Source organism: Methylosinus sp. LW3 (assembly GCF_000527115.1).
In the GTDB taxonomy this organism is placed as follows: Bacteria; Pseudomonadota; Alphaproteobacteria; order Rhizobiales; family Beijerinckiaceae; genus Methylosinus.
The window spans coordinates 117007-130339 of record NZ_AZUO01000005.1; the positions used below are offsets into that span (position 1 = coordinate 117007).

The following is a 13333-nucleotide window of genomic DNA, read 5'->3' on the forward strand; positions in this document are numbered from 1 at the left end:
AATGCTCCATTGGATTTCCCGCGGGCTCGCCGCAATGTCGTTGATGGCCAAGCAGCCCCTCGCGAGCTTTTGCGATATCGAAGCCGCGCATGGCGACGCCCTCGTCACCAAGCACGGCGATTATGTGAGCTTCCTGCGTCTCGGCGGCATGCGCCGCATGTCGACGCGGGCCGACATCGATCGCCTGGCCAACGCCATGCGCATCGATATCTCCGGAACGCTGGAGAATAGGGGACATGCGATCGTCGGATGGTACGCCTCCGACCCTGATCTCGCGGCGGTCGAGATCGAGCGCGTCAACATGTCGGCCTGCCGGGAGATCGCCAAGGAGATCGGGCTGGAGCTGGGCGATATTTTCGAGGAGCGCAAAAAGCTCTGGACCGGCATGATGCGCTGGGAGGCGGCGTATTTCATCTTGTGGACGCGCGCCACGACGCTCACCAAGGAAGAGCGCAAGCAGATGAAAGAGGAGCAGGCCGCCAGCGCCAAGAAATGCCCGAACATCGGCGACGCCCAGAAATTCTATCTGCGTAGCGACGTCATGGCGGCGCGGCACACCGGCTTCGTCTCGCGCGTCGTGTCGTCGTTGAAAGGGCTCGACGTCGCCGCGACGGAGATATCCGCCCATGATGCTCTGGTGGTCGCTCGCGAGGCCATGTATCGCGAGACGGTCGGTTCCGGCTGGCGTCCGACCCTGGTCGGCGACGCTTTTCGTCCGCGCTGGCCGGATGAGAAGGATGAGCGTCCCATCCTGGAGACGCTGATGTGGCCGGCGATCCGTGATCTCTTCTTCGACGCCGACGCGGTCGTCCATGACGGGCAACGCGTGGAGATCGGCCTCTATGATTACGGCTGCGTCGATATGACGATGGGGCCGGAGGATCCGCGGCCCTTCGTCGAGCTGTCATCGCGGCTCGGGCAGGATCGCGTCCCTTGGCGCGTATCCTTCGTGATCGAGGGCGGCGGCAATTCGGACATGCTCCTGAAGAGCGCCGGCGCGCAGTTCTTGTGGATGTTTCCCGGCAACCGGGACATCACCCGCGCCTTCGAGCATTTGAAGCGCGAGCGCGAAAACAACAACCATATCGCCGTACGCCTGCGCGCGTCCTTCGCGACCTGGGCTCCGTTCGGAGAAGTGGGCAAGCTGCGGCTGCGACTGTCGACGCTGAAGCAACGCCTCGAGGCCTGGGGAAATTGCCGGGGCACGACCGTCATCGGCGATCCGCTCGAAGGCGTCATGGGCAGCGTGCCGGGATTGGCGCTCGCGTCCACGGCGCCGCCGTCGGTGGCGCTGATCGGCGACGTGCTGGCGATGCTGCCCTGGGGACGAACCGCCTCGCCCTGGGACCGAGGCAGCGTGCTGTTCCGCCAGCCGAACGGCGCCATGTGGCCCTATGACCCCTCGGGCGGATCGAAACGCCCACAGGTCCTCGACACATTCGTCGCGCCGCCCCGTTCGGGAAAATCGGTGCTCGCCAATACGATCAACCTCGGCCTCTGCCTCAGCTCCGTCGCGCTCGGGGCGGTCGGGGCGAAGCTGCCTCTGATCGGCAAGGTCGATATCGGCGATTCGGCGGAAGGCTTCGTGCTGCTCATTCAAGAAGCCCTGGGACCGCAGCGCCGGCACGAGGCGATCTACACGCGCATGCAATTCGCGCCGGGCTTCGAGTTCAACGTCTTCGATCTGCAGGTCGGCTGCGCATATCCGCTGCCGCTCGAAAAGGCGTTCTTGCAGAATTTTCTGGCGCTGATCACGCTGCCGCCGGATCAGAGCACGCCCTTCGAAGGCATGAACCAGATGATCGGCATCGTGATCGACGAAGCCTATCGGCTCTGCACCGACGTTCCAGGGGCGTCGCCCAAGCGCTATCGGCGTGGCGTCGAGCCTCTCATCGACGCGGCGATCGACCGACACGGCGTCGAATTGCATCATGACGAGCCGCATTGGCGAGACGTGGTGCAGGCCCTCTGCGCGGTCGGGGATTATCGTCTCGCGGAAGTGGCGCAACGGCATGCGGTTCCGCTGTTGCAAGATCTGGTCGGAGCCGCGCGCACCGATCAGGTCAAGGACATGTTCGGCAAGCTCACCATCGCCATGACGGCGGAGCAGGCCTCGGACCTCTTCGAGCGCTACATCTACGATGTCATCCGCAAGTTTCCGACCTTGAACAGTCCGACGCGGCTGGATTTCGGGGCGGCGCGGATCATCGTCATGGATCTCGCCGAAGTCGCGCCGACCGGCTCGGCGGCGGCCAATCGCCAGACCGAGATGATGTATATGCTCGCTCGCCACATCATCGCGCGCAACTTCTTCCTCAAGCCCGACTATCTGCCATTCGTGCCGGAAGAGGCGCGGCGTTTCCACCAACCCCGCTTCCAGGAAATCTACGAATCGGTGAAGCGGCTCGACTATGACGAATGGCACCGCACGCAAGGCAGTCCGCAAGTGCGCGCCCAAGCCGAGCTCGATGTGCGCGAAGGCCCCAAGCACAATGTTCAGCTCGGCTTCGCCAGTCAGCGTCTGAGCGATATGGGCGACGCGATCGTCAGCCAATCGACGGGCCGCTTCGTGCTGCGGGCCGGCGACGACGCGGAAGCAGAAGAGATCGTTCAGCGCTTCAATCTCTCCGAAGCGAGCGCCGACATCGTCCGCCACCGCCTTCATGGACCCGGTCCCGCCGGGGCGCCGTTCCTGGCAGTGCTGCAAGCGGACAACGCCAAATATGAGCAGATGCTCGTCAACACGCTCGGGCCGATCGAGCTGTGGGCGCTGTCGACGACCCCTGGCGACAGGGCGCTGCGCAATCGTCTCTATGACCGCATCGGGTTTCGAGAGGCGCTGCGGCGTCTCGCGAGAATATTCCCGGGCGGATCGGCGGAAAAAGAGATCGAGGAACGCAAGGCCAAGCGCATGCGACGCGGAGAGCTCGACGCGCGCGCGGAAACCGGCGTCGTCGACGAATTGGCGAACGAGCTGGCCGATGCGCGGGGGATCGGCGCGAAGCTCCGATATGGCGATGGCGGCTCGGAGTTCTCTGCGGCGGCGGCGCAATAGAGTCGCGCAAATATTTTCCACGCGCGGGAGCGATTGAAACTCGCGCAGAGCAGGGGAATCGTTTCGACCAGAATTTGTGATCGAGGAGCGTCGCCATGCCCAGCTTTCGCATCCAGCTTCGCCCCAACGGCATCGTCATGTTCGGCTCGGGAACGCGCGACGTCGCTCGAATGGAGCATCGCAGCGCGCTCGACATCGATAACGCCGAATCCGTCGCGATCGCCGAAGAGGCCGAGCTACGTCGTCTCATCAAAGGTCACGACAAGCGGCCGAGACCGCATCGTCATTCGCGCCGACGCCGAATAGCGTCAGCGCGCAAAGATTGAGGAGCAAATCACATGAGCGCCAACCATCCATGTCGCGTTCTCGTCCTACTGTCGGCGTCGGGCTTTCTGGGCGGCTGCGCGCATGATGTTCCGACGACGGTCGACGCAGCCGGCATGCCGAATGCGGAGATCGCCCTTCGACGAAGCGTCGATCATGTCGACAAGGAGATGGGCGAGATCGGTCGAATGCGGCCGGCTCCTCGCCAGGGTCCGGCCGTCGTGCCCGCCGAGCTGCAAAAAATCGTCGCCTTCGAATGGGAAGGACCGATCGAAGGGGCGGTGAAAAAGCTCGCTGGCGAAGTCGGATACGACGTCGTCGTCGACTCTGCGTTCAATGTTCAGTCGGTGTCGATCGGCATCAAATCCGGCCCTCGGCGCGTCTACGACATTTTCCAGGCCATCGGCAGCGCCGCGGGCGACCGCGCGACCGTTCAGGTCGACGCGCAGCATCATCGCATCGAGGTGATTTATCATGTCTAAGCTCCCGCTCCGTAAGCTCGTCCCGACACTCCTGGCCTCGACGCTTCTGGCTTCGACGCTTGTGGCTTCGTCCGCCTTCGCCGATGGCGGGATCAAGGTCTATCCCGTCCCTCCGGCTCCTTCGCCCGAGGAGATCGACGCCGCGGCGCATGTTCTCGGCAATCCGCTGAACAAGCCGATCACCGGAGCGGCGCAGGAGCCGGCGGTCGTCGGGGGCGAACGTCCGCCGTCGCTCGAGGCGCTGCAGGCGGTGCGCGCCGGGCGGGGCGATCCAGGGCTCGGGCTGGAGCCGGGGCGAGAAGAGACGCTGTATCAGGCGGCGCTGAGCTTCGGGGCGCAAGGCGGCCTGGCGGCGCGATCTTTCGCGATCAACGATATGCTGCGCCGCTATGAGCCGACGCTCGACAAGAGCTATGATTTCGGCTCCGTGGTGCTGCCGCTCGGCGGCGGCCGGACCCTGCTGCGTCCTCCCGTCGTGACCCAGGGACAACTCGCCTTCGCGCTCGGCGACAATGCGCAGGTCGCCCGCGAAACGGACTGCGTCTATCAGATCACGCGCGAAGCGCAGCTCGCCTCCGCCCCGCCGAATTGGCGCGCCTATCTCGTGCGGAATTGGAAAGCGCCGACGCGGCCTCATGACGCCGTGCTTCCGCGCACCGAGCAGGAAGCCGCCTATTGGAATAAATGGGTGGCCGAAGGATGGGCGCATGGCGAGAAGCAGGCGGTGGAGATTTTTCTCTCCGACCTTGGTCGCCTGCAGCGCGACATCGTCGGTATGGCGCGGTTCCGCGTGCTGCTGCGCGCTGGACTGGTCGAGCATCCAAAGGTCGCCTTCCAGAACAGCATCGTCAACGGCGGCCGCGACGAGCTGCGCGCCGGCGATCGGACCATCCGCATCACCGATCAGCCCGGCCTGCAGGCCGACGCGCGGCGCTGGGCGCCCAAGCGCCACGGGCCGTGTCCGAAGTGAGGACGTAGTGGTTTCCGGCCGCATCGACTGATTTGGGTTCGTAGAGAAGGAGCAACGCCATGGCTGTCGATCAAGTCCTTTTGCATTCTGAATTTGAAGATCTGATGCGCGAGGCGGGAGTGACGCGAGCGCATCGCCTCTCCGTGAGCGTCAAGAACAAAGGCCTCGACGGACATTGCACGCCTTGGCCCCGGCCGTGGCCCATCGTCATCACGATCTCGCAAGGAGCCCTGGACGCCGGCGCCGACATTACGCGGGCCGTCCTCGCCCACGAAGTGGCCCATACACGCCAGCATTATCGTTGGATCATTTGGGCCGGCGGGTTCCCGATATTGGCCTTGGCCTGGGAAGCCGGCGCGATCGGACTCGGCGTCGTGGCGGCGTACCTCTGGATGGAAGTCGCTTATCAACTCTACGAACTCGACGCCGACAAATGGGCGGCGGAACAAGTCGGAGCCGGGAACATGGCGAAAGTGCTCGACATGCTCGGCTTCCGAGTGCGCTGGCGGGCCTCGGTGGTTCGGCGCCGCAGTAGCCTCCTGCGTTGATTTGAATGTCGAGCGGACGCGCGACGATCTGAAGCAGGAGGACATTGTGGTTGACCAAAGTTGGGATCGCGGCGGACTTTCCTGGGTGGCGGATCCGCGAAAGAGCGCGCCGGCCTTGGATTCGCTGCTCACCTGGGCCTATCGCTCGGGAGCTTCGAGAGTCTCGTTTCAGACGGGGCATCGCCCTCGGGTGAAGATCTACGGCCACAATCACATGGTCGGAGATAGGGCGCACGAGGACGAGGTGATCGGCGACACGACGGTCGACGAGGCGGAGATCGCGCAGATCGTCAATCATCTCTATGGCGCCGACGGCATGGCGCATATGCAGGGCGGCGGCGAGCTCGATACGACCTATGAGATCGCCGAGAGCCGCACCGAGCGGCTTCGCTACCGGCTCAACGTCACCTCGACGCGCAGCAGCCGGCGGTCCGGCGTCAATATCGTGCTGCGTCCGATCCCCGGATTGCCGCCATCCCTGGAGGAGCAGCTCGTCGAGCCCGGCATCATGGAGGCGTTCCGCCCGCGAAACGGCATGGTCATCGTGTCGGGCGGCACCGGCTCGGGAAAGTCCACGCTGATCGCCGGCATGACGGTCGCTAAGCTTTTCGAGCCGAACGGGCATTACGACATAATCGAAGGCGCCGCCCCGGTCGAGTTTTTGCTCGATCGCGTCAAGAGCCCCAACTCGACGATCAATCAGAGCGAGATCCCCCGCGATCTTCCGACTTTCGAACAGTTCATTCGCGGCTGCATGCGACGCGAGCCGACCGACATCATCGTCGGCGAGTGCCGCGATTCGGTGACGATGAGCGCGGCCATTCAAGCGGCGATCTCCGGGCACGCTCTGACCACGACGATCCATGCCAACGACGCGGCGCTGACGATGCAGCGCATTGCGTGCCTCTGCCCCCTGGCCGAACGCGAAAATTTGATCAGCGCCGTGGCGCAATCGCTGCGGCTCGTCGTCAATCAGAAGCTGACGCGGTCCCTGGACGGGAAGCGCACGGCGCTGCGGGAGTTCCTGGCGTTCGATCGAAAGCTCCGCAATCGGTTTTTGGAGACAGACCCGACGCAATGGCCGGCCCTGACGCGCCGCGCCATCGACGAGCAGGGGCAGTCGTTCGCGCAGGCGATCGGCAAGGCTCTCCAGGAAGGCCGCATCAGCGAGGAGACGGCGGCCCACGAATTGAGGGAGGAAGGCTGATGTGGCGGAACACCGCTCTGCCGACGCGGATCTTGTTTCTGGACGGGCGAGCCTGCCTGCCCCTGCTGGTTTTCGTCGTCTATTGGAGCTGGCTCACTTTCTACATTGCGATCGGCGGCATGACTTTTTTCATCGTCGTCAGCTGGGCGGGCCTCACCGTGTCCTCGGTCTTGCGGCTGCTGCGGCGCATGCTGATCGGGCCGATCCGAACCGCCGTTCCGACCTGGAAGCGCAGGAGGGCGGCATGATCCTGGATATAGGTGATGTGGAGGCTGTGTTCGAGAAGCTTCTGAGGATGGGCGGGCGGCCGGTGGTGTTCGAGGGCGTGACCGTCCCTTTCGACAGCGCCGCCGCGGCGGATGGATTGCTGCCGCTGTTCCTGCTGACGGGCGAAGCCTTGTGGCGCGAGGTCAAGGGCGAGGGCTTCGGACTGACGACGCAGCCCGACGACGGGGCTCTCCTCGGCTATCGCCTCGCCGTGATCGACGCCGGATCATTCACAATGGCGATGTTGGCGACGATGGAGGCGATCTCGCAGGCCTGCGGGCCGAACGGGATTGTGGTGGAGAAGCTCGGCGATGTCTGGGCGGATTCGAACGAGCGCTTAGAGACCGATCGGCGAGGGAAGGAACAGCGGCAATGAGACAGTTTTTCGCAATTCTCGCTATCTCCATCGTCGCGGTCAGCGGACCGGCGCGGGCCGCCGACGATCTGGCGAAAGGGAATTACGTCAAGGAGTGCATCGACGCCGCCTCGAAGACGCATTCGATTCCCGCCGAGATCCTGCTGATCCTTCTGAATGTCGAGAATGGGCGGCTCGGGAAAGTGAGCCAGAACACGAACGACACTGTCGACATCGGGCCGATGCAGGTGAACCAGATTTGGTTGCCGAAGCTCGCCGCCCATTGGCGCGCGTCGCGAGAAGCGACCTATCGGGCTCTGCGTGACGAGTTCTGCGCCAATGTCGAAGGCGGAGCCTGGATCTTGCGGCAGGCGCTCGACGAGGCGGATGGCGATCTCTGGGAGGGGATCGGGCTCTATCATTCGCACAATGAACGACACAAGGCCACCTATCGTCGCCTGGTCCTGGCGCAAGGCCGACGTCTGCAACGCGAGGCCGTCGCAGAGACGGGCTCGACAGAGCGAGGCGCGGCCCTCACCCGAGGGGGGAGGTGATGTCTGTTTCGCACGCGTCACAGGGCAATGTGAGCGACGGCGCCGCCTTTTTGATGAGCGTCGCCGTCTTCATCGTCGGTGTCGGCTTCGGCGGCTGGTATCTCTGGGAGGAGCAGCACGCCGCGATCAGCGCGATCGTCATGCAGGGCCTGCACGGCCAGATGAGATTCATCCATCTGTTCACCGATCGCTATGACGTCGCCGACGCCCAGCTTCTCGCGACAAATCCCGCGACGGTGAAATTTCCGCAGCTGCTGCGCCTCGCCCGCGAGGTCGGCCGCTTCTTTCTCCTGCCCTCGATCGGCGTCGTTCTGGCGCTCGCCGCCGTTTGCGCGAGCCGCGCCGGGGCGAAGCGCTTTTCCCGGCCGCTCGATCTCGAAGCTTTGATGCGCGAGCAGCTTCGATCCTTTCGGACGCCCGCCGCCTACGTGCGCAGACATTTGGGGCTCGTCGACATCGACCCGGGAAAGCCGCGTCCCGCCGATCGCGCTCTGACCCGCGCCGAGTGGATCGAGCGCTGGGCGACAGACGACAAGGGCGCTTTCAATGCGGCAGGGGCGCGGGCGGAGCTGACGCGTCAGCTCGGCTCGGCCATGCGCGACCCGGCAAAGGCGCCGCCGCATATTCGCTGCCTATGGGCGGCCTTCGCCCTGCATCGGGCGCGGCGCCACGATGAAGGGCGGCGCTATCTGGGCGATCTGTCGTCGGCGCTGGGGATGACGAGCAAGGAAGGCCGGACCGGCCCCGATCGCGCCCTCGCATTCCCGGTCGCCCTCGTCGAGCGAGCCGATCATTGGCTGGACGACCGAGATTTGCGCTTTCCTTTGGCGGAAACGATATCGGCGCATGGCTTCACGACCACGGCGACGATGAGCGCCCTCCTCGCCGCGCGAGAGGAAGGCGGCGTTCTCCCGCCTGCGGACTTCGGATTCTTGAAGCTCGTCGATCGGCGGCTCTGGTACGCGCTGCACTCCCTGGGCTTTCCGGCCGACATGTTCGACCCGCTCCTTCACCCGACGCCGCTCGTCGAAGCGATCGGCGCGCGTGACCATTGGGCCGCGGAGCGGATCGCTGGCGCGCCATTGCGCGTCGCCTCGATCGATAATGCGCTCGCGGCCATCCAGAAGGTCTGACCCTCCTTCTCATTCGCGCAGAGCGCCTCGACCATGCGTTTCAGGAAGAACCGAGGAGATCATGATGGACGAGGCGATTTCCACAGACGAGAAAAGAAACATTTTCGAAACGCCGCACATTCACATCGACGTGCATGTGCATCTGGACGGGCCGGTAGGCGTCGCGACGTCGGGGTACCGGCGAGCGCCGATCGCCGTCGAGGCCGGCGGAACGAGACGTTCTCTGCTCACGACGCTCGTCGTCGCATTCGCCGTATCGGCGGTCGCCTTTTTGGGCTTCCGGGCGGGGAGCGGCTCCTCCGAGCAAAAGCCGCTCGGCGCGAGCCGAGTGGCCGCCTCGCCGGACGCCGCGTCGTCGGTCGCGCCATTGCCGGACGCTCTCGCTCGCGACCTGCAGCGGCCCCCGCAAATCACGCCCGCTCCGGGGACGCCGGCGGACGCGGGCCGATCCGGTCCGGCCGCCTTCGGCCTACAGCAATGACGCGAGCGCCGAAATCGGGGAGAGCGGCATGATCCCACGCGAGATTTCCGGGCCGCAGGAGCGGTTCGAGCGGTCCGGCGCGCAAGCGCTGCGCGATCTGCGGCCGATGTCGACGCGCGTCTGGGCCTCGCTGATGAGCGAGTTTTCCGGCGCCATGCTCAGCGTCGGCACCGGGCTCATGCTGCTCGAACCGGCTTCAGTCGACCTGATCGTCCCCGCGGCGATCGGATATGCGGCCCTCGTCCTGACGAGGCGCGTCGAGCTGCCGATGCGGCTTCCCAAGAGCGCCGGCGTCGCCGACTGGAACTACCCCGACCCCAAGAACCGCGCGCCGCGCATGGCGGCGGGCATCATCTATCTCGGCCGCGACGTCGCCGGCCGGGAACTATGGATCACCGCCGAGGACGGCCGCCAACATGCGACCATTCCGGGGACGACCGGCGCCGGCAAGACGACCGCGATTTTGGGATTCGTCTCCAATGCGCTGACCCATGCGAGCGGCTTCGTTCTCGTCGACGGCAAGGCCGATCACACATTGTTCGGCGAGGTGATGGCTCTCGCGAGGCGGTTCGGCCGCGAGGACGATGTGCTGCATCTCAATCTCCTGGTCGCCAGCGGGAGCAAAGAGAGCAACAGCTTCAATCCCTTCGCTACGGGCAACGCCGACGCCATCCGCGAAATGGTCGTGAGCCAGCTTGGCGAGCAGGCCGCCAATGACTCGAATGGCGTCTTCCGCAGCCGCGCCGTCGCCTTGATAGGGGCCGTGATTCCGGTTCTAACATGGATCAGAGACCACGCCGGCGTTCCGATCGACATCGAGAAGATCCGCGACGCGCTCGAGCTGCGCGTGATCTGGAAGCTCGCCGTCAAGGGCCTCTATGAATTGCGCGACCCCGCGACCGGCAAGACGAGGGACATTGCTCTCGATCTGCCGCAGGACGTGGTCTACCCGCTGCTCGCCTATCTCGGCGAGCTTCCGGGCTATGACACGGACCTCGACTACAACAAGCAGAAGTCCGACGATCCGTCCAAGCAGCATGGCTATGCGCGATTCTACTTCACCGAAATGTTCACGCAGCTCGGCGTGTCGCTCGGGCACATATTCAAGATCGAGCAGGGCGACATCGACATGCGCGACGTGGTCTTGAACCGGCGCATTCTGGTCGTCTCTCTGCCGGCGCTGGAGAACTCCTCCGACACATTGGCCGGGCTCGGCAAGATCGTGGTGACGTCGCTGCGCGGCATGATGGCGCAAATGCTCGGCATGCCGAAGGAGAAGCTCGGCATGGACGCGCCCTATCATATCGTGCTGGACGAGCTCGCCTACTATGCGACGAGCGATCTCGACCGGATGATGGCGCAGGGCCGCAGCCTCAACATCGCCTTCTGGCTCGGCTTTCAGGAGGTCTCCGGGATATTCGCGCGGCTCGGCGAGAAGACCTACACACTGCTCGGCAACGCCAATCTGACGGCGGCCATGCGCCAGCAGGACGCCAATCGCACGCGCGAATGGATCGAAGAGACCTCGGGCAAGACGGATGTGGCGCAGGCGACGAGCTTTCGCGGCGGCGACATCGGCGTTTATCACGACACCCGCCAGGCCGATGTGCGCCAGGTGTCGCGGGTGAACTGGCGCGACCTGCAGAGCCTCATCGAGGGCGAGGCGATCATGCTGTTCGGCGGCCGCCGCATCTATGCGAAGGTGTTTCATGCGAATGTCGACAAGGCGGGTCCCAAGCCCCTCGTCAAACGGACGGCCCTCGTTCCTCCCGCCCGCCCCGCGCTGGAGGCGAGGCTCAGCGAGATTCGCGAGATCGCGGCCGGAATCGAGAATGGGATGGTCGCCGCCGGCGGCCGCGAGCCCATGCCTCCGACGCTGAAGGCGATATATGAAGCCTTTCGTGTCGCGAAGGCGAATGGAGGCGATAGGGACGAATGCGTCGAAGCGGCGATCCGGGCCGCGGGCGACGTTCCCTTTACCCCGGGTGAGGGGAGGCAGGGCCCGGCGGCGCGCCTTCTGCTCATGCTCGAATCGGCGGTGCATGGAACGGAAGGCGAGGCCTCGGGCGGCGTTCGGCCAGCTGAACCTTTCGACAAAGCGCTTTTCGAAAGGATCGTCGAGATCGAGGCGGCGATCGGCGAGGACGGAGAGGCCGCCAGAGAGAGGGCTTCAGTTCTTCTCGGCAAGATAGAGGCGGCGGCGAAGGAAACAGAGGGGGCGTGGCTCAGCCGGGAAAATCGGGAGAAGCTGCGGGAAGATCTAGCGGCGGTCACGTCGATGATCGCAGCACACGCCGAGGCGGCGCAACTGCCGGCGACGCGACGGCGAGTGGAGGCTTCCCCATAATGGCGCCGATGCGGCTTATCGATATCGAGCATGTCGCTCCTCTGGCGCTGCTCGGTGTTCTCATTCTCGCGGTCGTCGCGTTCCTCGGCGCGCGCCGACCCGCCTATAGGCGCGGGCGCTTTCTGACGCCCAATGAAAAGCGCTTCCTCGCCGTTTTGGATAAGGCGCTCGGGGAGGGCTATCGCGTTTTTGTGCAGGTGCGGCTCGCCGAGCTGGTCGACGTCGATTCGAGGGCGAGCAATTCGAAGCGACGAGCCGCGATGAACAAGGTGTTCGGCAAGAGCCTCGATTACCTCATCTGTGACGCCGCCAGCCTGGAGCCGATTGCCGCCATCGAGCTGGACGACAGGACGCATGCGCTGCCGCATCGGAGGGAACGGGACATTTTCGTCGACGCGGTGTTCAGCGAGATCGGGATCCCGCTACTGCGGGCGAGAGCACGCCGGGCTTACTCCGTGGCGGCGCTCGAGACGTTGCTGCGAGAAGCTGGCGTGATTACAACTTCTCGTTCTGGTCTTCGAACGATTGCGTGAAAATGAGAATTGCGCTCGTCGCGAGCTGCGTTTGATCGGCGGCTTCGAGCAATATCGAATTGGATTTCGCATCATGAAAGAAATGATCGAAACCTCATTGGGAAAAATTTGGGTGACCCTGCTGGAGAACGGCGAAATGCGTGTGTGGTGGCCGCACAACGCTCGCGTCGGCGACGCGGCGGCGGACGTGCTTCGTGGGCGGGCGCGTTGGGATCCACAGACCTATGGCTGGTACGTCTCCGTCAAACACCGAGACAGCGTGCATGACGAGCTGTCGAAGCTATGAGGCGGGCGGATTGTGCCGGTCTTCGATTCACGGGAGTAGCATCCGATGTCCTTTCGCCTTTCTCTTCTCGCCGGCGTTTTCGCTTTCACGCAGTTGCCATCCGTCTTCGCGGCCGAACCGCCCGAAATCCATTACGCGCCGGTCGAGAATCTGGAACGCGTCGATGTGGGGCTTCTCCGCGCAGCGCGCGCCAAGATCGACCTCGCGGCTTACGTGCTGACGGACTGGCCGATCATCGGCGCGTTGATCGACGCGCATCGGCGGGGCGTCGCGGTCCGGATCGTTCTCGATCCCAGCGAGAGGAGCGATCTCGATCGCCTCCGTGAGATCGCTGCGGACGTTCGCATCAGTCCACCGGGACCGTTCATGCACCTGAAATCCTATACCGTCGACAGCGCGTTGCTGCGGTCGGGCTCGGCGAATCTGACGGCGTCGGGTTTGAAGCAGCAAGACAATGATCTTCTCGTCCTTCGTGATCCCGCCGCCGTGCAGGCCTTCGAGGCGCGCTTCGCGCAAATCTGGTCGGCCGCCAAGCCGATCGGCGCGCCAGGCCCTTCTTTCGCATCGCGACTCGTCGCTCCGGCTTCCGCGAATTCAGCGGCGCCGACGACGAGCTGCGCGATCAAAGGCAACATCAGCCGCAGAGGCGAGCGGATTTTTCACAAGCCCGGCGAACCATTCTACGACCGCGTCAAGATCGACCAGAGCGCCGGAGAGCGGTGGTTCTGCTCGGAGCAGGAGGCCGTCGCGGCGGGATGGAGACACGGGCGCGTCGATTGATTTCGTGAGGG

Annotated in this window: 15 protein-coding genes; all 15 read left to right on the plus strand. The window is 64.6% G+C overall.

Annotation, left to right across the window (positions count from 1 at the left end):
- The first annotated feature begins 1 nt into the window (after position 1).
- Positions 2-3055: an ATP-binding protein gene (locus tag METLW3_RS0124450; protein ID WP_024882336.1), complete on the plus strand. Its 3054-nt coding sequence runs from the start codon at positions 2-4 to the stop codon at positions 3053-3055.
- A 95-nt stretch (positions 3056-3150) separates the two neighbouring features.
- Positions 3151-3381, plus strand: coding sequence for a hypothetical protein (locus METLW3_RS0124455; RefSeq protein ID WP_024882337.1), 231 nt, complete (start codon positions 3151-3153; stop codon positions 3379-3381).
- Positions 3382-3393: 12 nt separating this feature from the next.
- The gene (locus METLW3_RS0124460) at positions 3394-3861 is read left to right on the plus strand and encodes a DotD/TraH family lipoprotein (RefSeq protein WP_024882338.1); all 468 of its coding nucleotides are present in this window, start codon (positions 3394-3396) and stop codon (positions 3859-3861) included.
- Positions 3854-4831 (plus strand): type IV secretion system DotC family protein, encoded by a 978-nt coding sequence (locus METLW3_RS0124465; RefSeq protein WP_084485000.1) that lies wholly within the window; start codon positions 3854-3856, stop codon positions 4829-4831. The genes METLW3_RS0124460 and METLW3_RS0124465 overlap by 8 nt, the downstream gene beginning before the upstream one ends.
- A 59-nt stretch (positions 4832-4890) precedes the next feature.
- Entirely contained in the window at positions 4891-5379 is a 489-nt protein-coding gene (locus METLW3_RS0124470) for a hypothetical protein (protein WP_024882340.1), read from the plus strand.
- Positions 5380-5425: 46 nt separating this feature from the next.
- Positions 5426-6586, plus strand: a complete 1161-nt coding sequence (locus METLW3_RS0124475; protein WP_036310549.1) for an ATPase, T2SS/T4P/T4SS family — start codon at positions 5426-5428, stop codon at positions 6584-6586.
- Positions 6586-6834 (plus strand): IcmT/TraK family protein, encoded by a 249-nt coding sequence (gene icmT / locus METLW3_RS0124480; RefSeq protein ID WP_024882023.1) that lies wholly within the window; start codon positions 6586-6588, stop codon positions 6832-6834. The genes METLW3_RS0124475 and icmT overlap by 1 nt, the downstream gene beginning before the upstream one ends.
- Positions 6831-7229, plus strand: a complete 399-nt coding sequence (locus tag METLW3_RS0124485) for a hypothetical protein (protein ID WP_024882342.1) — start codon at positions 6831-6833, stop codon at positions 7227-7229. The genes icmT and METLW3_RS0124485 overlap by 4 nt, the downstream gene beginning before the upstream one ends.
- A complete protein-coding gene (locus METLW3_RS26595; RefSeq protein WP_024882343.1) occupies positions 7226-7762 on the plus strand; it encodes a lytic transglycosylase domain-containing protein in 537 nt (178 codons plus the stop codon). Before METLW3_RS0124485 ends, METLW3_RS26595 begins: the two co-directional genes overlap by 4 nt.
- A complete protein-coding gene (locus METLW3_RS26600; protein ID WP_157516690.1) occupies positions 7762-8895 on the plus strand; it encodes a hypothetical protein in 1134 nt (377 codons plus the stop codon). The genes METLW3_RS26595 and METLW3_RS26600 overlap by 1 nt, the downstream gene beginning before the upstream one ends.
- A gap of 61 nt (positions 8896-8956) precedes the next feature.
- Positions 8957-9376: a hypothetical protein gene (locus tag METLW3_RS0124500; RefSeq protein ID WP_036310472.1), complete on the plus strand. Its 420-nt coding sequence runs from the start codon at positions 8957-8959 to the stop codon at positions 9374-9376.
- Between the two features lie 28 nt (positions 9377-9404).
- Positions 9405-11723: a TraM recognition domain-containing protein gene (locus tag METLW3_RS0124505; RefSeq protein WP_024882346.1), complete on the plus strand. Its 2319-nt coding sequence runs from the start codon at positions 9405-9407 to the stop codon at positions 11721-11723.
- Entirely contained in the window at positions 11723-12256 is a 534-nt protein-coding gene (locus tag METLW3_RS27235; RefSeq protein WP_024882347.1) for a DUF2726 domain-containing protein, read from the plus strand. Before METLW3_RS0124505 ends, METLW3_RS27235 begins: the two co-directional genes overlap by 1 nt.
- Before the next feature lie 31 nt (positions 12257-12287).
- The gene (locus METLW3_RS0124515) at positions 12288-12542 is read left to right on the plus strand and encodes a hypothetical protein (RefSeq protein WP_198022916.1); all 255 of its coding nucleotides are present in this window, start codon (positions 12288-12290) and stop codon (positions 12540-12542) included.
- A 45-nt stretch (positions 12543-12587) separates the two neighbouring features.
- Positions 12588-13322, plus strand: a complete 735-nt coding sequence (locus METLW3_RS0124520; protein ID WP_024882349.1) for a phospholipase D-like domain-containing protein — start codon at positions 12588-12590, stop codon at positions 13320-13322.
- Positions 13323-13333 lie beyond the last annotated feature (11 nt).

What these genes read in the sequence shown, in the direction of transcription:
- METLW3_RS27235 (WP_024882347.1), top strand. Translation starts at nt 11,723, where the DNA reads ATGGCGCCGATGCGGCTTATCGATATCGAGCATGTCGCTCCTCTGGCG.
- METLW3_RS0124450 (WP_024882336.1), top strand. Translation starts at nt 2, where the DNA reads ATGCTCCATTGGATTTCCCGCGGGCTCGCCGCAATGTCGTTGATGGCC.
- METLW3_RS0124505 (WP_024882346.1), top strand. Translation starts at nt 9,405, where the DNA reads ATGATCCCACGCGAGATTTCCGGGCCGCAGGAGCGGTTCGAGCGGTCC.
- METLW3_RS0124465 (WP_084485000.1), top strand. Translation starts at nt 3,854, where the DNA reads ATGTCTAAGCTCCCGCTCCGTAAGCTCGTCCCGACACTCCTGGCCTCG.
- METLW3_RS0124500 (WP_036310472.1), top strand. Translation starts at nt 8,957, where the DNA reads ATGATGGACGAGGCGATTTCCACAGACGAGAAAAGAAACATTTTCGAA.
- METLW3_RS26600 (WP_157516690.1), top strand. Translation starts at nt 7,762, where the DNA reads ATGTCTGTTTCGCACGCGTCACAGGGCAATGTGAGCGACGGCGCCGCC.
- METLW3_RS0124520 (WP_024882349.1), top strand. Translation starts at nt 12,588, where the DNA reads ATGTCCTTTCGCCTTTCTCTTCTCGCCGGCGTTTTCGCTTTCACGCAG.
- METLW3_RS0124460 (WP_024882338.1), top strand. Translation starts at nt 3,394, where the DNA reads ATGAGCGCCAACCATCCATGTCGCGTTCTCGTCCTACTGTCGGCGTCG.
- METLW3_RS26595 (WP_024882343.1), top strand. Translation starts at nt 7,226, where the DNA reads ATGAGACAGTTTTTCGCAATTCTCGCTATCTCCATCGTCGCGGTCAGC.
- METLW3_RS0124485 (WP_024882342.1), top strand. Translation starts at nt 6,831, where the DNA reads ATGATCCTGGATATAGGTGATGTGGAGGCTGTGTTCGAGAAGCTTCTG.
- METLW3_RS0124455 (WP_024882337.1), top strand. Translation starts at nt 3,151, where the DNA reads ATGCCCAGCTTTCGCATCCAGCTTCGCCCCAACGGCATCGTCATGTTC.
- icmT (WP_024882023.1), top strand. Translation starts at nt 6,586, where the DNA reads ATGTGGCGGAACACCGCTCTGCCGACGCGGATCTTGTTTCTGGACGGG.
- METLW3_RS0124470 (WP_024882340.1), top strand. Translation starts at nt 4,891, where the DNA reads ATGGCTGTCGATCAAGTCCTTTTGCATTCTGAATTTGAAGATCTGATG.